General features: G+C 54.9%; 18 protein-coding genes. 10 read left to right on the top strand and 8 right to left on the bottom strand.

What is annotated here, in order from left to right; all coding sequences use genetic code 11:
* The first annotated feature begins 60 nt into the window (after positions 1–60).
* The 5 genes from HNEAP_RS03420 (at position 61) to HNEAP_RS03400 (ending at position 5614) form a co-directional block, all read left to right on the top strand.
* Positions 61–2178, top strand: coding sequence for a penicillin-binding protein activator (locus HNEAP_RS03420; RefSeq protein WP_012823563.1), 2118 nt, complete (start codon positions 61–63; stop codon positions 2176–2178).
* A gap of 46 nt (positions 2179–2224) precedes the next feature.
* Positions 2225–2650, top strand: coding sequence for a YraN family protein (locus tag HNEAP_RS03415; protein ID WP_049772461.1), 426 nt, complete (start codon positions 2225–2227; stop codon positions 2648–2650).
* A 77-nt stretch (positions 2651–2727) separates the two neighbouring features.
* Positions 2728–3282, top strand: coding sequence for an SIS domain-containing protein (locus HNEAP_RS03410; protein ID WP_012823561.1), 555 nt, complete (start codon positions 2728–2730; stop codon positions 3280–3282).
* 38 nt (positions 3283–3320) lie between these two features.
* Complete coding sequence (locus tag HNEAP_RS03405) at positions 3321–4730, top strand: FAD-binding oxidoreductase (RefSeq protein ID WP_041600660.1); 1410 nt, start codon at positions 3321–3323, stop codon at positions 4728–4730.
* Between the two features lie 74 nt (positions 4731–4804).
* A complete protein-coding gene (locus HNEAP_RS03400) occupies positions 4805–5614 on the top strand; it encodes a cytochrome C assembly family protein (RefSeq protein WP_012823559.1) in 810 nt (269 codons plus the stop codon).
* Between the two features lie 57 nt (positions 5615–5671).
* Here HNEAP_RS03400 and HNEAP_RS03395 read toward each other — a convergent pair whose 3' ends face one another.
* Together HNEAP_RS03395 and HNEAP_RS03390 are read right to left on the bottom strand one after the other, a co-directional pair.
* Positions 5672–6175, bottom strand: a complete 504-nt coding sequence (locus tag HNEAP_RS03395) for a HugZ family pyridoxamine 5'-phosphate oxidase (protein ID WP_012823558.1) — start codon at positions 6173–6175, stop codon at positions 5672–5674.
* A gap of 328 nt (positions 6176–6503) precedes the next feature.
* Positions 6504–6959, bottom strand: a complete 456-nt coding sequence (locus HNEAP_RS03390) for an FxsA family protein (protein ID WP_012823557.1) — start codon at positions 6957–6959, stop codon at positions 6504–6506.
* A gap of 234 nt (positions 6960–7193) precedes the next feature.
* Here HNEAP_RS03390 and dsbD point away from each other — a divergent pair, with 234 nt between their 5' ends.
* The 3 genes from dsbD to HNEAP_RS03375 all read left to right on the top strand — a co-directional run bounded on the left by dsbD (position 7194) and on the right by HNEAP_RS03375 (position 12422).
* On the top strand, positions 7194–9503 hold the full coding sequence (dsbD, locus tag HNEAP_RS03385; protein WP_081441098.1) for a protein-disulfide reductase DsbD: 2310 nt from the start codon (positions 7194–7196) through the stop codon (positions 9501–9503).
* A 233-nt stretch (positions 9504–9736) separates the two neighbouring features.
* The gene (locus HNEAP_RS03380) at positions 9737–11833 is read left to right on the top strand and encodes a PAS domain S-box protein (RefSeq protein WP_155802514.1); all 2097 of its coding nucleotides are present in this window, start codon (positions 9737–9739) and stop codon (positions 11831–11833) included.
* Positions 11826–12422 (top strand): diguanylate cyclase, encoded by a 597-nt coding sequence (locus HNEAP_RS03375; protein ID WP_081441097.1) that lies wholly within the window; start codon positions 11826–11828, stop codon positions 12420–12422. The genes HNEAP_RS03380 and HNEAP_RS03375 overlap by 8 nt, the downstream gene beginning before the upstream one ends.
* Before the next feature lie 171 nt (positions 12423–12593).
* Here HNEAP_RS03375 and ispF read toward each other — a convergent pair whose 3' ends face one another.
* From ispF to HNEAP_RS03345, 6 genes are all read right to left on the bottom strand, one after another.
* Positions 12594–13115 carry a 2-C-methyl-D-erythritol 2,4-cyclodiphosphate synthase gene (gene ispF, locus HNEAP_RS03370; protein ID WP_012823555.1) on the bottom strand — a complete coding sequence of 174 codons (522 nt, stop codon included), beginning with the start codon at positions 13113–13115 and terminating at the stop codon, positions 12594–12596.
* Between the two features lie 16 nt (positions 13116–13131).
* On the bottom strand, positions 13132–13923 hold the full coding sequence (ispD, locus tag HNEAP_RS03365) for a 2-C-methyl-D-erythritol 4-phosphate cytidylyltransferase (RefSeq protein ID WP_012823554.1): 792 nt from the start codon (positions 13921–13923) through the stop codon (positions 13132–13134).
* Between the two features lie 32 nt (positions 13924–13955).
* Entirely contained in the window at positions 13956–14372 is a 417-nt protein-coding gene (locus tag HNEAP_RS03360; protein ID WP_012823553.1) for an FtsB family cell division protein, read from the bottom strand.
* A 26-nt stretch (positions 14373–14398) separates the two neighbouring features.
* Positions 14399–15679: a phosphopyruvate hydratase gene (gene eno, locus HNEAP_RS03355; protein ID WP_012823552.1), complete on the bottom strand. Its 1281-nt coding sequence runs from the start codon at positions 15677–15679 to the stop codon at positions 14399–14401.
* Between the two features lie 80 nt (positions 15680–15759).
* Positions 15760–16602, bottom strand: a complete 843-nt coding sequence (gene kdsA / locus HNEAP_RS03350; RefSeq protein ID WP_012823551.1) for a 3-deoxy-8-phosphooctulonate synthase — start codon at positions 16600–16602, stop codon at positions 15760–15762.
* Complete coding sequence (locus tag HNEAP_RS03345) at positions 16599–18248, bottom strand: CTP synthase (protein ID WP_012823550.1); 1650 nt, start codon at positions 18246–18248, stop codon at positions 16599–16601. Before HNEAP_RS03345 ends, kdsA begins: the two co-directional genes overlap by 4 nt.
* Positions 18249–18828: 580 nt before the next feature.
* On the opposite strand from HNEAP_RS03345, the gene HNEAP_RS03340 reads away from it, so the two are divergent.
* Complete coding sequence (locus tag HNEAP_RS03340) at positions 18829–19308, top strand: MarR family winged helix-turn-helix transcriptional regulator (protein WP_012823549.1); 480 nt, start codon at positions 18829–18831, stop codon at positions 19306–19308.
* Entirely contained in the window at positions 19277–20485 is a 1209-nt protein-coding gene (locus HNEAP_RS03335; protein WP_012823548.1) for an HlyD family secretion protein, read from the top strand. Before HNEAP_RS03340 ends, HNEAP_RS03335 begins: the two co-directional genes overlap by 32 nt.
* Positions 20486–20503 lie beyond the last annotated feature (18 nt).

Raw genomic sequence — 20503 nt, 5'->3', positions numbered from 1 at the left:
ATCGTCACTTTAATCTCATGGCAACTGTGCCATTTCCATCACGAGAGTCACTCATTTGCCATGCCTGCCACTATTAGAGATTTGAGCGCCTTCCGCCGACAAGTTGCGAGTTTTCGTCACATAACGAAGGCGGGCTTCGCGTTCCTGCTCATGCTCGGCCTGCTCTCAGGCTGTGCTCAGAACCCCTATAATTCCAACACAAGTCAAGCACCATCCGGCCCGCAGGCTGCGCTCAATCAGGCACTTGCCAGCCAGGATCCAAAACAGATCGCCGCCGCCCAGATGAACTACGCCGCCACGCTCAAAGGCACCACGCAGGCGGATATGCAGATGCGCGCACTGGAAACGGCCATAGACGCCGAAGATTTTGCGCTGGCAAACACCCTCTACGCGCAGGCACACACGCAAGCACTCTGGCCTGCCGTATCCGCACGGCGCGCCCAACTGCTCACCGGGTTCGAACAATGGCAGCAAGGCAGTCTTTCCAATGCATATGATACGGTCAACAATCTGCCGATACCGCTGACTCCGGATGAAGCGAAACGTCGCCTGATCCTGCTGGCCGCCATTGATGAAGCCGAAAAACGGCCTATCGATGCAGCCCGCCAACGCTCGGCACTTAATGATCTGCTCACCGGTGCAGCAGCAGATCAAAACCGAGCAACGCTCTGGAACGATCTTTCCTCAGCCGACATCAATCAACTCTCGGATGCAGCGAAACAGGCAACCAATGCCCATTTTGCCGACTGGATCGGCCTTGCCCTGGCGTACCGGACACGCCCCGGAGAGCTGAACACCTGGATCAATAACCACCCGGATCATCCAGCGGTCACCTCCGGATTCACTGCCCTGCTCCTCAGCCGATCGGATACTGCCACAAATATTCCCCTACCGACGGGCCAAGGGCCGGTCATTGTATTGGTGCCGCTATCCGGCGATTACCAGCCTGTAGGCCAGGCCATCAGCGATGGCATCAATTTCGCCCATGACCGGCTCGGAATGGCCGGTGATCGCAGCGTTCAGATTCAGGACAGCGGCAGCACACTGGCCTCTTTCACCCAGGCATTGACGGCGGCGCTGGCAACCAATCCTTCGGTGATTATCGGGCCGCTGCTCAAGGAGCAGATTCCAGCGCTTGCCAACCTGCCTGCCAATGCACCACCCGTCATTGCCTTGAACACACCCACCGATGGCACCAGCCTGCCTGCCGGTGTCGTAAGCTACTCGCTGTCGCCCGATGCCGATGCGCGTGCCGCTGCCGATCAGATGATTCGCGACCAGAAAATGACAGCGCTGGTCTACTGCGCGGACAACAGCCTCGGTCACCGCATCAGTGATGCCTTCACGCGTGAGTACACTCTGCTCGGCGGGCAGATTCTCGACAACGCCTTCTTCGAACCGAGCGCCACCGATTTCTCGAGCCAGCTTCGCCGGCTACTGGAAGTCACCTCTTCCAGAAATGGCCCATTCCAGCCGAAGATTAGACGAGATGCGCAGGGGATTTTCCTTGGTGCCACCAGCCAGCAGATGCGGATGATCGTGCCGCAACTCGATTATTTCGGCGCCGACCAGCTTCCTAGGTACAGCGTCGGCATGGTGTACAACGGCACGCCCAATCCGCTCGCCAATCAGGACATGGACGGCCTCGTTATTCCGGTCGAACCGGTACTGCTCGCAGCCAACGAGGGGCCAAACGGCACCATGCGGCCTAATTACGAACGCGCGAGCCTCTCACAACTCCCGCGTCTATTCGCTTTTGGCGCCGATGCCCTGATGATTGCCGCCAACTTGCAGCCCTTGCTTGCGCATCAGGCCATCAATGGGCTAACCGGTCAGTTGAGTCTCTCCCTGACAGGGGAAATTGAACGCAAACCGGCCTGGGGACAATTCCAACAAGGCCTGCTGCAACCGATGGACGGCACGGACAGTGGCTATATCCCAAGTACAGTCGTCGACTACAGCAGCAAGCAGGCAGAGGGCAACCCGACGGTTGCTCTGCCGCCGGAAGACAACATCACACCCGACAGTGGTGACGGCACAGCCACCCAACCGGCGGGGTCGGAACCTACAGATTCGGGCACTGCCAAGGCCGTGCCGACATTCACGGATGGCGGTGGCATGGCGCCACCACCGGCAAGCGTAGCGCCCACAAATGATACTGCCCCGATGGCTAATTAATGGGCTCAGTAAACGGCTTAGTAAACGGTTCGGCAAATTGATTCCGATGCGCGGCACGGACGCAGAGTTGCCGAACGCTAAAGCACAAACCACGCTGGCACGAGGTCACCGAGCCGAGACGATGGCAGCGGAATATCTTTCGCGACAAGGGCTCAAGCTGATTGACCGCAATGTCCGCGCAGGACGTGGGGAAATCGACCTGATCATGCAGGATGGCGCAACCCTTGTGTTTGTCGAAGTCCGTGCCCGCAAGGCAGGCGCCTGGGTATCGGCGGCGGAAAGCGTATCGCCCGCCAAACGCAAAAAAATCATCGAAACCGCAGAACGCCTGCTCAACGAAAAACCCGTTTGGCGCAAAAGCCCCTGCCGCTTTGATGTGGTCGCCATCGGGCTTCCTTCCGAGTCATCATCCGAGCCGGCTGCCAAGCAGGCTGAAGTAAACTGGATACAAGATGCCTTTCAGGCTGAATAACCATCCGGCACGGCACACCACCGTGTTGACATCCATGCACCGTCCAGCCCGAATGCACACTCGCTGAAGAAATCGCCATGCTAAAACTCGTACATAACCGACTCCAACAAACCTTATCGCAACTCGACGCGGTGCTATCCCCTCAGTCCGAACCGCTCCTGCAAGCGGCGGGGGCGATGCTGCATGCCGTACTCAACGGGCAGAAGATTCTCGTCTGCGGCGCACGGGAACGCTCGCAACTGGCCGCACATTTTGCCCGGCTGATGGTCGGGCAATTCGAGCATGATCGCCCCGGCCTGCCGGTGATCTCATTGCAGGAATTTCCGGGCGGTCACGAGCCTTATGCCAAACCGATTCGCGCTCTTGGCACGCACAACGACATTCTTTTTGCGATTGCGCGGCGCGGCACCGAGGGCTTGCAACCCGCCCTGAACGCCGCACGGGAACGTGGCATGACGATCGTCCTACTGACCAGTGGCGTCGCAGAGCAACTGATGCCGGAGATGCAAACCAGCGACTCCTTGCTGTGTCTTGCCTCAGACTCCGAGAGACTGGTACACGAAGCCCAACTCATCATCCTGCACACCCTGTGCGACTTGATCGACCGCCAACTACTTGGCCTGACCGAATGAGCACCGAAAAGAATCTCGACGCGTTGCTCGCAGTGGATATTCAACCACTCTTACGGGCGCTCAGTGCCGAACTTCCCGCCGATCGCCTGAGCATCGAACCGGCCACCTGCTGGGCGTATGGCATGGATAACAGCCGCCTGCATCACGCGGCGCAACTGGTGGTTTTTCCCGATCGTCACGATGAAGTCGCCACCCTCGTCCGGCTTGCCCGCCAGCACCGGATTCCCATCACGCCCAGAGGGAGAGGCACCGGTACGGCGGGCGGCAGTGTGCCGTTGCATGGCGGCGTGGTGGTCGTGATGGATCGAATGAACCGGGTGCTTGAGTTTCGACCGGAGGATCGTCTGATCCGGGTGGAGGCCGGCATCATCAATGCCGAAGTTCAGCGCATCGTCGGCGAGGCAGGGTTTTTCTGGCCTCCCGACCCGACCAGTAACGCACTGTGCACCATCGGCGGCAATCTCGGCTGCAATGCGGCGGGGCCACATGCCGTGAAATACGGCACAACCCGCGAAAACGTACTGGGGCTGACGGCCGTGGCCGGTACGGGCGATACGGTCAAGGCGGGCACGCAAACCACCAAGGGTGTGGTCGGTTACGATCTCACGCGCTTGTTCATCGGTTCTGAAGGCACGCTCGGCATCATCACCGAAGCGACCTTGAAGCTCACGCCCCTGCCGGATGCCATCCGATTGATGCGCGTTTTTTTTCGAGACATGCATGCCGCATCCGCAGCGGTTTCCCGCCTGATGAATCAGCCCGCCACACCGTCGGCAATCGAATTCATCGATGGCAATGCCCTCAACCTGATGCGCCAGTTCAGTGACCGGAATTCTGCGCTGGACATCCCACCCGAAGCCGGTGCCTTGTTGATGATCGAAATCGACGGGCTTGCCGAATCACTGGATGGACAAATCCAGAAGATACGGGCCGCAGCAGAAGGTGACCCCGGCCACGTTATGGCGCCAATCAGCCTGAGTGTTGCCACAACCAAGGCCGAAATCGCGGCACTGTGGTCGGCACGCAAGGCACTGTCCCCGACCTTGCGGCATGTGGCACCCAAAAAGATCAACGAAGACGTTGTCGTGCCGGTTTCCCGCATCCCAACGCTGATTCAAGCCATCGATCAGAGCGCGGCACGGCACGGCATCACGATCGTCAATTTCGGCCACGCGGGTAACGGCAATATTCACGTCAATCTACTCATCGATCCTGAAAACCCCGGTCAGATGGCAGCGGCGGAAGAAGCGCTTGGCGAGATTTTCACGACGGTGCTGGCTTTGGATGGCACCCTTTCCGGTGAGCATGGTGTCGGCGCGGTTAAACGTGACTATGTGCGCGCCGAAATCCCGCCGGTCAACCTGGCCTTGATGCATGGCATTAAAAGGGTCTTCGACCCTGAAGGCATCATGAATCCCGGGAAAAAATTGCCCGCTCCAAATCCATGAGTCAGATTAGCGCTCAATTTATTCTTGAAATAGCGTATTCTGAACGCTGTCATTAACTAATCATTCTGTTTGTCATGACCAGCATCGCCCTTCTGACCATCCTCGGATATGTTCTGGCCGCAGTCCTACTCTACCCAGGCATGCAGCCGGCACAAACGACGACAAAATTCCGCAAGGCCATGCTAATTGTTTCGGCTCTGGCGATGCTCGGTAATGGCTATTTGATTTATCAGAATGCTTATCTCGAGCACGTCATGGGCTTGAACATGAGCATATTCAACGCGCTGTCGGCGATATTCTGGCTTTCTACCTTCATTACCCTGTTCACCAGCCTGCGCAGTCCGGTTGAGAACATCTTGCTGGTCCTGCTTCCGGTCACCGCGGTATCAGTCGTACTCGCACAGTTTTTTCCCGACCACAGTATCGTGCTCCATGCGCGCAACCCCGCGCTGGATGCCCATATCTTCATCTCACTGATTGCCTACGCATTGATTACACTTGGCGCCCTGCAAGCGCTCATGCTCTCCTGGCAGCATCGCGCATTGCATTCGCGCAATCCATCCGGCTTGGTCAGTAAATTGCCGCCGATGGAATCGGTCGAAGAACTGATGTTCCGTTTTATCAGTGTGGGGTTTCTTCTACTGACGCTGGCTCTGGCGACCGGCTTTATCTTCATTGAAAATATATTTGCCCTGCATCTGGTACACAAAACAATTCTGGCCGTGATCGGCTGGTTCATTTTTGCCGGATTACTGATCGGTCGACATGTTGCAGGTTGGCGCGGGAAAACCGCCGTGAACTGGACACTTGTGGGCTACTCAACCCTGGTTCTGGCCTATTTTGGCACCAAGGTCGCATTGGAGTGGGTGTTTCAAATCAGGTAAGCCGTCGCAGCTTACCGGAGACAGACTTTCCTCGAATTTATTCGAAACCAGCTTCGATTACGCACCGCGCAAATGAGCCACCAATTCAAACCCGTCGATCTTGAACGCACGACCAAAGCCGTTCACCAACCGCCCGGCACCGGGCACAATGCAATGCAAGTGAAAATCAGGCAATTGGGTTAATACATCCAGAATCTTTCCGTGGCGTACTTTCAGCGCATCAAACATTTCATGCACACGAGTATCGTTGCGCTCGATCCGGGTTACATCCGATCGCCAGGTCACGCGTACGCGATTGTAGATGTTGTGCGTTCTGGACTCATCTTCCAGTAACATCAGTTCGACCGTCGGATTGCGCCGTACTTGTCGCGTGTGGGGCGAAAGATCGCTCATCAAAACCCAGAACGCGCCCTCATGCCAAACAAATGGCAGGGTACTCAAGCTCGGGAACCCATCTTCATCCATCGTTGCCAGAATCAGCGCCCGCGCTTGATCACGCAGTGTGATGAGGCGCTCGAGGTCTGAGCTGGGTTGAAGAGGAAGGTCGGAAGAATCGCTCATGTCGTGGTCATCCAAGCTGCGTGCAAACTCAAATTACAGTATAGCGCTTAGAACCCCGTTTGAGCGTTCAATCCGACCCTACCGATCAACTGGTTCGAATACGCAGCGTACTGTAATCGAACGACCTCGTTATGAGCTGAGACTGGCAATCAACAACTTGCGCCGCATCGCCATTCGCTTACTGTAATGTCCTTCCATTCGGCCCAGCACCCAGCTGATCCGATGCGTGCGTGGGAAGAGGGTCAAATATTCCGCCCATTCAACTGCCACGGTGACCAAAGAATCTGGCTTCAACGATTGACCACACCGTGACAGCAAGGTGGTGCTGTTACTTGTCGCGGTCCTCGTCCACCTGCCGGATGACCCGATGCTCCTTATGCACGTCGACGATTTCTCCCTCATAAACCTGACCACGTGCATTTCGCCTCGTTACGATCGTGTGCAGGTTCTTTGCCATCCAGATACCAAACGTCAATTTCCTCAACCAAGGAAGGACAAGAACCAAACCCAAGAGATCCGTAAGTGGGCCAGGCAGAATGAGCAGAATGGCACCAACCCAGGTAGCAAAAATACCCAACGAATCAGCGGCTGTCGACTGCCCGACTGCATCCAGTGGCCGCCCGATCTGAAACGCCCCGCGCACTCGCCGAAGCAGATAGACACCGACAGCAGCCGTGCCGATAATCCACAATAGAGTGAACCAGAACCCGAACAGAGAACCCATGCCGATGAGCAGTATGATTTCGATTACAGGTAACAGAGCAATAAGAGATAACGGGTTCACTATCAAAAACCTTCATAGATTGGGCGATGCAAAGGCATCGATTTATTTGCATACTAACTAACCGGCCTAAACGGTCTAGGATCATAGTGGTGTCATGCAAAGCAAAATTCAATGCAGCAAATGGAGTGGCCACTCATACAAATTTTGGCCCAAACCACCACACTCCGGAATCTCCGTGAAGAATTCGGGTCTCAGTCATCTGAAACCGCTCCCAACAAAAGGTGCTTGAACCGTATGTCCATGTACAAATTGCTTAAGGCAGTCCTCACCAGCCTGGTGTTGTTTTCAACTGTTTTTCTGAATTACAGCGCGCGCAGTGCGGATCTCCTCAACCCCGAAGAAGCTTTCCACGCTTCGGCTGAGTTAAATGGTGCCAGCATTGATCTGAAATTTCATGTCGCCGATGGCTACCATCTTTACCGTGACAGAATTGCGATCACCTCGCAGACCGAGTCGCTCAAACTCGGCAAACCTGTCTTACCAGAAGGCGTTATCGACAACGACCCCTACTTTGGCAAACTTGTCGTGTACAAGAAAGACTTTACCGTTCAGGTGCCGATCGAAGCCAGCCAGCCGGGCGAAGCCAAATTAAAGCTCAAATACCAAGGGTGCTCCGATACTCAGGGTGTCTGCTACCCTCCTCAGACGCAGGAAGTAACAATCAAGCTTCCTGCGAGCGCAACAAAACCCGCATCGCCTGAATCATCAAGCCTCAGCAGCCTCTCGTCGCTTGGAGGCGATGGCGGGCAGCAACCGCTTGATCCTGAGCAGGCATTCAAGGCCAGCATCCAGGTAAAAAACAATGAAATCCAGCTTCACTGGGATATCGCCGACAACTACCACTTGTATCGAGATCGCATCAAGGTAGGGCTCGACGACACCGATGCAAAAATCACCACGGGCTCCATACCAAACGGCAAGGTTGTTGATGATCCGGGGTTTGGGAAAGTTCAAGTCTTCTATCACACACTCGACGCCAAAGTCGGCATCAAACCCGGCAGCAGCGATTCAGCCGTCGTCGTCGCCGGCTCTCAGGGCTGTGCAGATATGGGCCTGTGCTATCCCCCGATTGAACATGCCTGGAAGGTAAACTTCAAGACAGGCTCGGTCGAGCCCTTGGCTACGGCACCGAAGGCCACCCTTGAGAAAGTCGTCAGTCTGCCGAGCAGCATGAATTCCGCTTCTACCAGAGCGCCGCAACCGGCTCAATCGGAACCGGTGCAACGCAGCCAGACGGATGCCATTACCCATGAACTGCAAACCGGCAGCCTCTGGACCATCATCCTCGGATTTCTGGTGATTGGTCTGCTGCTGGCATTCACCCCTTGTGTATTCCCGATGATCCCGATTCTTGCGGGCATCATTGCAGGCCAAGGCGATAAAATCACGACACGCAAGGCTTTCGTTCTCTCAGTCGTATATGTACTCGCGATGGCGGTTACCTACACCGTGGCGGGTATACTTGCCGGTCTGTTCGGCTCGAACCTGCAGGCGGCCTTCCAGAACCCCTGGATTCTCACTGCCTTTGCGGGCGTTTTCATTGCGCTTGCCTTCTCGATGTTCGGGTTCTTTGAACTGCAACTCCCCTCATCACTGCAATCAAAAATCATGCAGGTCCAGAACAACCAGCAGGGCGGCACACTCGTGGGTGTGGCCATCATGGGCCTGCTCTCCGCGCTGATCGTCGGTCCTTGCATGGCACCACCGCTGGCCGGTGCGCTGATTTACATCGGGCAGACGGGTGATGCCGTTCTCGGCGGTACGGCTTTGTTTGCCATGAGTATCGGCATGGGCCTGCCCCTGATCATCGTGGGCACGCTGGGCGGCAAGTTCCTGCCGCGCGCCGGTGCCTGGATGGACGCCGTCAAAAACGTATTCGGCGTGCTGATGCTGGGCGTTGCCATCTGGATGCTCGAACGCATCATTCCGGATATCGTGGCTCAAGCACTATGGGGCATCCTGTTGATTGGTGCGGCCGTATATTTGAGTGCAACCGACCCGCTCAAGGAAGCAGCATCGGGTTGGTCGCGACTCTGGAAAACGATCGGCGTCATTCTGCTGATCTGGGGTTCGTTGATTTTGGTCGGTGTTGCCACCGGGGGCAAAGGCAGCGTCTTTACACCCCTGGCAGGCGTGGGCATGGGCACGCAAGTTGGCGGTGCTCAATCAGCCGCCGCGCTTTCGTTCACGCCCGTCAAGAATCTGGCCGACCTCAACACGAAACTGGCTCAGGCCAAAGCCGAAGGCAAGCCAGTGATGCTGGATTTTTATGCCGACTGGTGCGTGTCATGCAAGGAGATGGAGCACAACACCTTCAGCGATCCCACTGTCATCGCCGGCTTGAAACCCTTTGTTCTGCTTCAAGCGGACGTGACCGCCAACAACGCGGATGACAAGGCACTCTTCAAGCGTTTCGGTGTGCTTGGCCCACCCACCATTGTGTTTTTCAACGCAAAAGGTGAGGAACAAAAAGCCCAGCAAGTGGTGGGCTATGAACCACCCCAGACGTTCATGAAGCATATCGAAGCAGCGAGTGCGCCGTGAGGCAACAGCCGTCCACTGAAATGTGCTGATTCTTAATAATGCCATGGAATAAGAAACAGAGATAAACCCTCAGCTTTTTTTCTGGGGGTTTTTTGTGCTTTGGGGGTAAAGTGGTGATCGCTGGTTAAAGTCGATCTGTTCCATCATCCAGATAGGATCATGGCGCAACTAAAGAACAGAATAAGAGAACAAATTCTTTGATTAATGCGGCTACCAAAACAAAAAATGATCGCATGATTCGTTTTTTCACCCGCCCGCTTGCAATCAATCTCCTGCTGGGGTTGCCGGCTCTGATCCTTTTGATCTGGATCGTGATCAGCGAGCATCAACAGTTCCAGCAAACCGCGCTCAGCACCAATCAGGATGCAGACCGTGCCGCCGCGGTTTTTGCCAGCCAGATTCAAAGCCGACTTTTAACGCAATTTATAGAACTCGAATTCATCGGCACCAGTCTGCTTGATGAAGGGACGGATCCGACTGATCTCTCACCGAGAACCGTTCGCTCCCTTCAGCGGTTCATGGACATTCATCCGGATTTTTACGCGCTGAACATCCTTTCTGCCGACGGCAAGGAAATCCTATGGTCAACCGTTCAGCAAAGTAGCGAGCCAATCTTTGGGACCGAGCAGTTTACCCCCATGGACGACCATCCAAACTTTCTACTGGGCGAGAGTAAGTTTGCACCGCGTTTTCAGGACCATGTACTCTCAATGCGTTATCGTGTAGAAAATCAGGAAGGTGTAGTGCGTTTTTTTCTCGGCTCGCCCTATCGACTGGCTCAGTTAATATCATTCGACTTAAAAAATACCCCGTTTTTCTTTCGCCTCAAAGACACGCGCTCCAATAAAATTCTGGGGGAATGGCGCGATGGCGCTATTTTACCCCCCCATGACTTCGCATCATCTGAGACACAAAATCAAACGAATATCATAGGGACTCCCCTCTGTGTCGAGGCTTATGGTGCTGTCGATCTCGCCTGGAAACGTTATCTGGCAGCGGCATGGCAACGCTGGATCCTTGAGTTCAGCCTGATGATCTTCCTGGGTACTGTTTCACTGCTCACCCGGCGCCTGTTGCATGAACGCGCGCACGCCAATCAACACTTGCAGCGGTTATCTCAATTCAACCGGATGCTCGCCGAAATAAGCCAGGTCATCGCAGTAGCCGAGGATGAAACCCAGTTATTCAACGAGATTTGCGAGATCGGCGTCAATGAAGGGCAACTTGCGCTCATGTGGGTTGGCAGACCAGACGAACAAGGTGTTTTCAAGTTTCTGGCCGCAGCGGGCAGGACGGAGTTTCTGGATGGACTGCGTTTGTCCATTGATCCCAACCACTACACAGGTCAGGGTTTTTGCATACAGACCTGGAACACCGGCCGGCCATTTTTCAGCACCGACCCCAGCATCTCCCCATTTCCCTGCGAGTGGCAAGAACGCGCACGCGCTTTCGACTTGCGGGCAGTGGCCAGCCTGCCGCTTAGGCGAGAGGGTGAAATTCAAGCATTGTTAGCCATCTACTATCCGGAAGTCAGGGACTTAACGGAGTTCCAAGGGCTATTTGAGGAACTTGCCGAAGATATATCCCGTGGGCTCGATCGGCTGGAACTCATGAAACGTGAACGCCTGAGCTCTGCCTTTAACCGGGCCATTCTGGATAATTCATCCGCTGGCATCATGCTGCTGCAAAACCGCATCATCAAATTCGCCAACCAGCGCTTGGCTGACATGATCGGCGCAGATGGCCCCGAGGCGTTGGTGGATCACCCGACGCGCGAATATTACTATCGCCCAGAGGATCAGGCGCACCTGCTTCGACTGATACCGGAGACCTTTGCCAAAGGCGAACAAATTCGCTTCGAAGCCCAATTTCGACGGCTAGATAATGCAGAAATTCGCTGGTTTAGCCTGACAGGGCAACCGTTCGATCTACCAGGCTTCGATGAAACCTGGATGATTACCGACATCACGGAGTACCACGAAGCCCTCAGCCAGCAACGCCTTCTGGCCTCGGCCCTGACTTCAATCCAGGAAGGCGTGGTGATCGCGGACAACCAACAACAAATTATCTACGTCAACGCGGCCTTCACCACTCAGACCGGGCTGACACTGTCGGAAGTCAGAAACACCTCTCTTGTCGATCTGCTTGATCCCCAAACACCAAATGAAATTAAATCTGTCGTTAAGCAAATCCAAACCGACGGCAAAGGCTATCAGGGCCAAACGCCGATCAAAAAGAAAAATGGTCAAGCATTCTGGAGCCTGATGACCATTAACCCCGTCGTCAAATACAGCAAACCAACGAACGCACTATGTCTGCGTTCTGCGTGACATCACTGCGCTGCGGCAACTCAATGAACGGCTCGAATATCAATCGCTCCATGACTCGCTCACACACCTGCCCAATCGGCGCGCGCTTGAAAAAACCCTGGAGGAACGCGTCCTTCAAGCACGGTTGACGAACCAGCCTCTGGCTGTAGGCATGATTGACCTCGATGACTTCAAGCCGGTCAACGATACCTATGGCCATGAAGCTGGCGACCGGTTACTTAAGGCAGTATCTCAACGCCTGACAGGGCGATTGCGCGAACACGATGTTCTGGCACGAATCGGCGGCGACGAATTTGTGATTATCATCGGCCATCTCGATGCGGCGCATCTGGACGAACAGTTGCCACTGATACTGAATCGCCTGCACGAAGCTACCGAAACACCGTTCGACATTGCAGAAGATCAACTTGCTTGGGTGGGCATGAGCATGGGCGTAGCCATCTACCCTGATGACGGCATTGAAAGTGACTTGTTACTGCGTCGCGCTGACGCTGCACTCTATCGAGCAAAAACGCACAAGCAGACGCACGGGATCTGGTGGCGACGCTGGATCGAAGAGACTCCCACCGTCAAACCGCAAAAGTCATGACGCTTCGATAACTGGGAAGCTCGTAAAACCCGTCATTCCCGCGTAGGCGGGAATCCAGCGCCTTGATTTTTCTGGGTTCCCGCTTTCGCGGGAACGACGAATCACGGGTATTTCGAGGTGCCCAACTATAAAACAAGTATTCGCCGGCAAAACGCGGCAAGCGACGCAAGATCAAGCAGTGTCGGTGCGAACAATCAACACCACTGCCTCTGCCGCGATACCCTCACCCCGACCGGTAAAGCCCAAACGCTCTGTGGTGGTGGCCTTGATGTTCAGCGCACCGACTTCCATTTGCAGAAGATCGGCCAATCGCGTCCGCATGGCCGGAATATGGGTGCTCATGCGAGGCGCCTGGGCAATGATCGTCAAGTCGGCATTGCCGATACGCCAGTGGTGTGACATCAAAAGCGCATGCACATGCGTCAGCAGACGTGTGCTGTCGATCCCGAGGTACGCGGGATCCGTATCGGGGAAATGCTGCCCGATATCCCCCAAACCTGCCGCACCCAACAGCGCATCGCAGAAAGCGTGAATCAACACATCACCGTCCGAATGGGCCTTGAAAGCCTGATCGAACGGGATACGCACCCCGCCGATCATCAGGTGATCGCCCGGCTTGAACGCGTGCACATCGAACCCGTGCCCGACCCGCCAAGGCACGGACTGGAATGACGACGATTTTTGCTCGCTCATAACTGCTCCGATCTGTTTATTCAGGAGTTAACTTGTCACCAATCCAGGCTGACTGAGTGGCGGCCTGGATGGCGGACTGGGCCTGCAAGATCAATCTTGCCAACGGCAAATCATCGGGATGCGTGATCTTGAGGTTATCGGCATGACCTTTCACCAGTAACGGTTTCATACCGACATGCTCCATCGCCGAGGATTCGTCCGTGAGGGTCACACCATCCTGATGCGCACGATCCATCGCATCAGCCAAAGCCCCAAGCCTGAACGCCTGGGGCGTGAGCGCATGAAACACCCCGTCGCGTGGAACGGTCATCGAAACCCGGTTGCGTTCATCTGCTTGTTTCAGCGTATCCCGCACGGGTACCGCCAGTAAACCACCCGCATTTGAACCACGGACTGCTTCGAGCAGCTTGTGCACATCGGCAGGCCGAACACAGGGGCGTGCGGCATCATGCACCAATACCCAATGCTGCCAGTCAACCGCCAGTTGGCCAGAAAGATAGTTCAATGCAGCCAACACGCTATCTGAGCGGGTGGCACCACCTGCGGTGAAGTGGAGCGGGAAAGCTGAAAAGGACGCCAGAAGCTTCGGCGTCAGTTCATCGTTTGGCGCCAATGCCAACACAGCCCCTTTCAACCCGGGCAAGCCGATGAAACGAGACAGGGTGACTTCAACCAGAGTCCGTTGATCAACCTTCAAATGCTGCTTGGGTTGATCGGCACCCATGCGCCGCCCCATCCCGGCCGCAGGCAACACCAACCACCAATCATCGATGATCGAATCGTTCGGGGATAAATGAGGAGGAATCAAGGAAGTTGGCGCCAATGAACAGTGGGTAAGGATTACGGAGTTGAACGTTGTTGAGGCGTCCCTTGTCCCGATCCGGTTGATATCGCTGATGGCGTGGGTTCAGGATTCACCGATGAGGTTTGCGGTGCCGTTGGCGCGTTAGGGGTGATCTGGTCGGTTTGAGCATCTTCAATGACCTGATAGAAGGTTTCATTAGGGCCGATCATCCCTAGATCCAGACGAGCGAGGGCCTCAACGACGCCCAAGCCGGTCTTGAGATCATCCACTTCTGCGAACAAACGACGATTGCGCTCGGTCAGCGCATCTTGCGTCTGAATCATTTCCGACAGTCTTGCCTGCTTTTGCCAAAGCTCCCGCAGAGATGACCCACCAAACCAGAGCCGCCACTGAAGGCTGCCAAGAATGATCAGCAACCCTACCAGCAAAGACAGGCGGATGGTTCGAGTCATTTCAATGATTCGCGAGCGCTAATATCTCAGGCGCGACGGAAAACGGAAACGCCAGGGAATGTGGCGCGTGATCCCAATGCTTCTTCGATACGTAAAAGCTGATTGTATTTGGCCATACGATCGGAGCGAGACATCGAACCGGTTTTAATCTGACCTGCGTTGGTCGCGACTGCCAAATCGGCGATGGTGGTATCTTCGGTTTCACCAGAGCGATGCGAGACCACGTTGGTATAACCGTTTTCCTCGGCCAGGCGCATGGTTTCGAGGGTTTCGGTCAGGGTGCCGATCTGGTTGACCTTGATCAGAATCGAATTACCGATGTGCTTGTCGATACCTTCACGCAGAATTTTGGCGTTGGTAACGAATATGTCATCGCCCACGAGTTGGACCTTGCTCTTCAAACGCTCGGTCAGCAGCGCCCAACCGTCCCAGTCTTGTTCGGCCATACCGTCTTCGATGGAAAGGATGGGGTATTTGCTGACCCAGTCCGCCAACAGATCAACCATTTCGGCTGATGTGTAGGCGCGACCTTCGGCCGTCAGGTGGTATTTGCCATCCTTATAGAACTCGGAGCTGGCCGCATCGAGACCGATGAAGACGTCTTTGCCCGGCACAAAACCCGCCAACTCGATGGCTTCGATGATGATCTGGATCGCCGCTTCGTTTGAAGGCAAATCGGGTGCGAAGCCGCCCTCGTCGCCTACCGCCGTATTCAGTCCACGATCATGCAATACTTTTTTCAGCGTGTGGAATACTTCGGTGCCATAGCGCAGCGCTTCACTGAAGCTGGGTGCACCGGCAGGGATAATCATGAATTCCTGCATATCAACGGAGTTATCTGCGTGCGCGCCGCCGTTGATGATATTCATCATGGGCACCGGCAAGGTCACGCCTTTGCCTTTGCCAAGATATTCGAACAAGGGTTTGCGAGCAGCAGCAGCACCTGCATGTGCCGCAGCCAAAGAGACCGCCAGAAGGGCATTGGCGCCCAAGCGGGATTTGTTCTCGGTACCATCGAGCTTGATCATCGCCGCATCAATCGCAGCCAGATCGTCAATATTCATGCCTTTCAGCGCAGCGGCAATTTCACCATTGACGTTAGCTACCGCACGAGTAACGCCTTTACCACCGAAACGGGATTTATCGCCGTCGCGCAGCTCGATGGCTTCACGCGTGCCCGTAGATGCGCCCGATGGAACAATCGCACGCCCCATGAAGCCGCCCGTCACGTGCACTTCGGCCTCAACCGTGGGATTGCCGCGGGAATCGATTACTTGTCGGGCGCGCAGGCCTTCAATGGCTGTCATATGGTTTCTCCAGATTAGTACAAAGTTTAAGTATGTGTTGGCCGCATGACACCTTGGCGACAGGCGGCCGGAAATGGGTTTTACCGCGTCATCAACGCCTGTTCGGGGAAACCGGCGCCTTTCACAAGACGATCAATCTCCACCAAGGTATGCAATAGCTCTGCCATTTGATCAAGGGGCCAGGCATTCGGCCCATCGGACAATGCCTTGGCAGGATCGGGGTGTGTTTCCATGAACAAACCAGCCACACCAGCGGCAACGGCAGCCCGCGCCAGCACAGGCACGAATTCACGCTGGCCGCCTGAACTTGCGCCCTGCCCGCCCGGCAACTGCACCGAATGGGTCGCGTCGAACACGACCGGCGCACCGGTTTGGCGCATCACCGCGAGGCTGCGCATATCGGAAACCAGATTGTTGTAACCGAAACTGGCACCGCGCTCACAAACCATGATCTGGTCGTTGCCCACCGCACGGGCCTTATCGACGACATTGCCCATGTCCCAAGGCGCAAGGAACTGCCCTTTTTTGATATTCACCGGCTTGCCCTGACGGGCGACGTTCTGGATGAAGTTGGTTTGTCGACACAGAAACGCAGGCGTCTGCAACACGTCGACGACGGCGGCCACTTCATCGAGCGGCGTGTCTTCGTGCACGTCGGTCAACACCGGCACGCCGATGATCGATTTCACCCGCTCCAATATCGCCAAGCCCTGCTCCAGACCCGGACCGCGAAAACTGGCACCGGAAGAGCGGTTGGCTTTATCGAACGAGCTTTTGTAGATGAACGGGATATTCAGTTGCTGCGCAATTTCTTTAAGCCTTCCTGCCGTTTCCTGCGCCAACGCTTCCGATTCGATCACACAGGGACCGGCAATCAGAAACAAGGGCTGATCTAATCCGACTTTGAAGTTCAACAGGTTCATTCGGCAACTTCCTCATCTGACCCACCCGCTCGCTGTGCTAGTGCGGCCTGGATGAATGCGGTAAATAATGGATGACCATCGCGCGGTGTCGAGTTGAACTCAGGATGGAACTGACTGGCAATAAAAAAGGGATGTTCTGGCAATTCGATTGTTTCGACCAGATGATTCTCGGCGGAAAAGCCGGAGAAAACCAAGCCGGCTTCTTCGAGTGTTTTTTGATACCCGTTATTGAATTCGTAACGATGACGGTGACGTTCGCTGATTTCCGTCTTGCCATAGGCCAAGGCAGCCCGGCTGCCGGAAATAAGTTCGCATCGCTGCGCACCAAGGCGCATGGTGCCGCCGAGGTCGGTTTTTTCATCGCGCACGATCAGCTCGCCGTTTTCATCCCGCCATTCGGTAATCAGTGCAATGACTGGATGGGCTGAATCCTTACGGAATTCGGTTGAGTGTGCATCACTGAGACCGGCAACATGGCGGGCATATTCGATCACCGCCACCTGCATCCCGAGACAAATGCCAAGATAAGGTTTCCGGGATTCCCGCGCAAAACGCACCGCAGCAATCTTGCCTTCAACACCACGCTCACCGAAACCGCCCGGAACGAGGATCGCGTCCATCGCTTCAAGCACGGTTGTTGGCTCACGTTCGAACCGTTCGGAATCGAAGTAATGGATATTCACCCGTGTGCGCGTCTGAATGCCGGCGTGCAGCAAGGCCTCGTTCAGGCTCTTGTAGGCGTCCAGCAGTTCAACGTATTTACCGACCATCGCAATATCGACGATGCGATCGGGTTTGGTTTGCGCTTCGACCACACAGTCCCATTCGGACAAATCGGCTGCACCTGTTTGAATATGCAGTTTACGCAGTACGATTTCATCGAGCTTTTGCGCATGCAACAAACGCGGGACACGGTAGATGGTGTCCGCATCCACGGAAGAAATCACGGCATCGAAATCGACGTTGGTGAACAAGGCGATCTTGCGACGCTCCTCATCCGGCAGGCTCACCTCCGAGCGACAAAGCAGAATATCAGGCTGAATACCAATGGAACGCAATTCCTTCACAGAATGCTGCGTCGGTTTGGTCTTCACCTCGCCCGCTGTACGAATGTAAGGGACCAGCGTCAGGTGCATGTAAATCGCACGCTCGCGGCCCAATTCCACACCCATTTGCCGGATGGCCTCAAGGAAAGGCAGCGATTCGATATCGCCCACCGTGCCGCCGATTTCGATCAGCGCGACATCGTAGCCTTTACTGCCCTCAAGAACCCGTCGCTTGATCTCATCGGTGATGTGCGGGATAACCTGAACGGTGCCACCGAGATAATCGCCACGCCGCTCGCGCCGAATCACCGACTCGTACACACGACCGGTGGTGAAATTATTGCGTTTTCCGACCGGACTACGCACAAAGCGCTCGTAGTGCCCCAAGTCCAGATCAGTTTCTGCGCCATCTTCGGTTACAAATACTTCGCCGTGCTGAAAAGGGCTCATCGTACCGGGATCAACGTTGATATAGGGATCGAGCTTAAGCAACGTGACGCGCAGTCCACGAGACTCGAGCAAAGCGCCCAGAGATGCCGCTGCAATCCCCTTACCCAGAGAAGAGACGACGCCACCGGTAACGAACACAAATTTGGTCATAGAAGAACCATCAGTAAAGTATGCCTATAACGAAGAAGCCAACCAGAAATTCATGCGAAGAGGCGAGCGGAAGATTCGCAAAAGGAATCGCCAGACAAAGAACCTCTGATGACCAGAACGGCAAAGTTGATGGACTGGCATCATAAAACATTCGGCCCCCAAGAACAATTTGCCCCGTCAGCAACGCACCTCGTTCGCTCATCTGGCACTGATGGGGACCTCGAAATACCGTGATTCGTCGTTCCCGCGAAAGCGGGAACCCAGAAAATTCAAGGCGCTGGATTCCCGCCTACGCGGGAATGACGAGTTTTTCGAGCTTCCCTGATGACTGACGATCGATTTTCCTTAATTTTTCCAGCGCAATATTTCTAATATTTATATATATCTGCATATTTTTTATATAATGTTTTTGATTAGATCGACTCATTGGTTCATTGAGAAGATCTGATTGATGTGGAAAAGACGGGATCACAACGACTGGGCACCTCATGTATGTGCCAGGCAAAGAGCGAAGCGGACACCCAACCGTCTGTTTATTTCGCATATAATTAACTGGAAAAATCATTAGGTGGTTACTATTATGCTTAAAGACTACGCAACAATGTCGGACGAACAGATTGCCCGTCTGCTTTTCGATACCACGCGGATGTGGCGCGCTCAGCTAAACACTGTGTTGGCACAATATGAACTTACGGCATCCGCATGGTCCGTCATCCGCGTGCTGAGAGATGAAGGCCAGGGACGCACCCAGAAAGAGTTGGCGAGCGCACTGGCAATCGAAGGGCCGACACTGGTCAAGTTGCTCGACAGCCTGGAGCGCCTGAATTGGATCGAGCGTCGTGTCGCACCGACCGACCGCCGTGCAAAAACGATCTGGCTGATTGATTCGGCATTGCCGCAAATCAAAGAAGCTGATGAAAAACTGGGTATGGTCCGCCACGCCATCTTGGACGTGCTCGATGAACAAGAACGCAATGATTTCACAAAGTTGTTGAGCAAAGTAAAACAAAATCTGGAGCAGATGTGTCATGAATCAAACAACCAAGGAGACCCAATCTAAGGCGGACACATCTGAGCCGAACAAGGACGCGCCAACGCTCTCTGCCTCGACTGACGCTTCATCCGAGGCACCAAAGAGCAAGCAGCAGAAACCCGCATCGGCCAAATCAAAATCTTCAAGGCAGCGGCTTGTATTCATCATCGTATTACTGCTGATTGCCACCTGGTTTGGGTTGGGTTATCTCAACTACAGTCACCAGTATCTATCAACTGAAGATGCGTTCATCAGCGGCAATCAAACGCAAATTGGTTCGCAAGTAGCCGGCCTGATTCAAACCACACCCTGGCAGAACAACAAGGATGTCCAAAAAGGCGACATCCTGTTCACGCTCGACCCCGCGCCGTTCCAGATTGCCGTCGATGAAGCACAAGCCGGTCTGGCCACAGCAGAGCGCGAGCAGCAAACAGCCAACGCCGCAATCAACACGGCACAGGCGGAACTCATGCGCCAGAAGGCATCGGCCCAGCAGGCCGAGGATCATTTGCATCGGCTCACCAACATTAAAAACAAGCAATTTGTATCCGAGCAGGCGTTATCGGACGCGCGATCAGCTTTAGCCGTAGCCAATGCCGCTGTTGATCAGGCTCAAGCGCAATTGGCACAAGCCAAAACCCAAGCGGGCGCAGAAGGTGCGGAAAATGATCTGATAAAAACGGCTCAGGCCAAGTTGGCGCAAGCACAATACAACCTGAGCAAAACGGTCGTTCGGGCGCCCATGTCCGGTCGACTCGCTAACTACAATATTGAACCTGGACAAACCGTCAATGCCAATCAAACGGTTTGCTCGATTGTCGCCACCACCGGTTTATGGGTCGATGCCAACTTCAAGGAAACCGATCTGGGTGCCGTTCATATCGGCCAACCGGCGCAGATAGAATCGGATATATATCCCGGCCACGTATTCAAGGGCCATGTCCTCTCGATTGCCGCAGGTGCAGGCAACGCGTTCTCGCTACTGCCGCCACAAAATGCAACGGGTAATTGGGTGAAGGTGACGCAGCGCGTGCCGGTGCGCATTTTGCTGGACGATACCGATACCAAACATCATCTTCCCATTGGCACCAGCACGACCACCCGCATTGAACTGACAAAAGACCCGCACGGTTTTTGGCAATCCATGCTCAACGTGATCGGTTTGGGCGGGCACACGTCGCCTTCGCATAAGAGCTCGCTCTAACCGAGGCGTGTTTGACAT

This window comes from Halothiobacillus neapolitanus c2 (assembly GCF_000024765.1).
GTDB lineage: Bacteria > Pseudomonadota > Gammaproteobacteria > Halothiobacillales > Halothiobacillaceae > Halothiobacillus > Halothiobacillus neapolitanus.
Note: the sequence above shows the minus strand (reverse complement) of the source record. Positions and strands in the feature narration are given on the sequence as shown.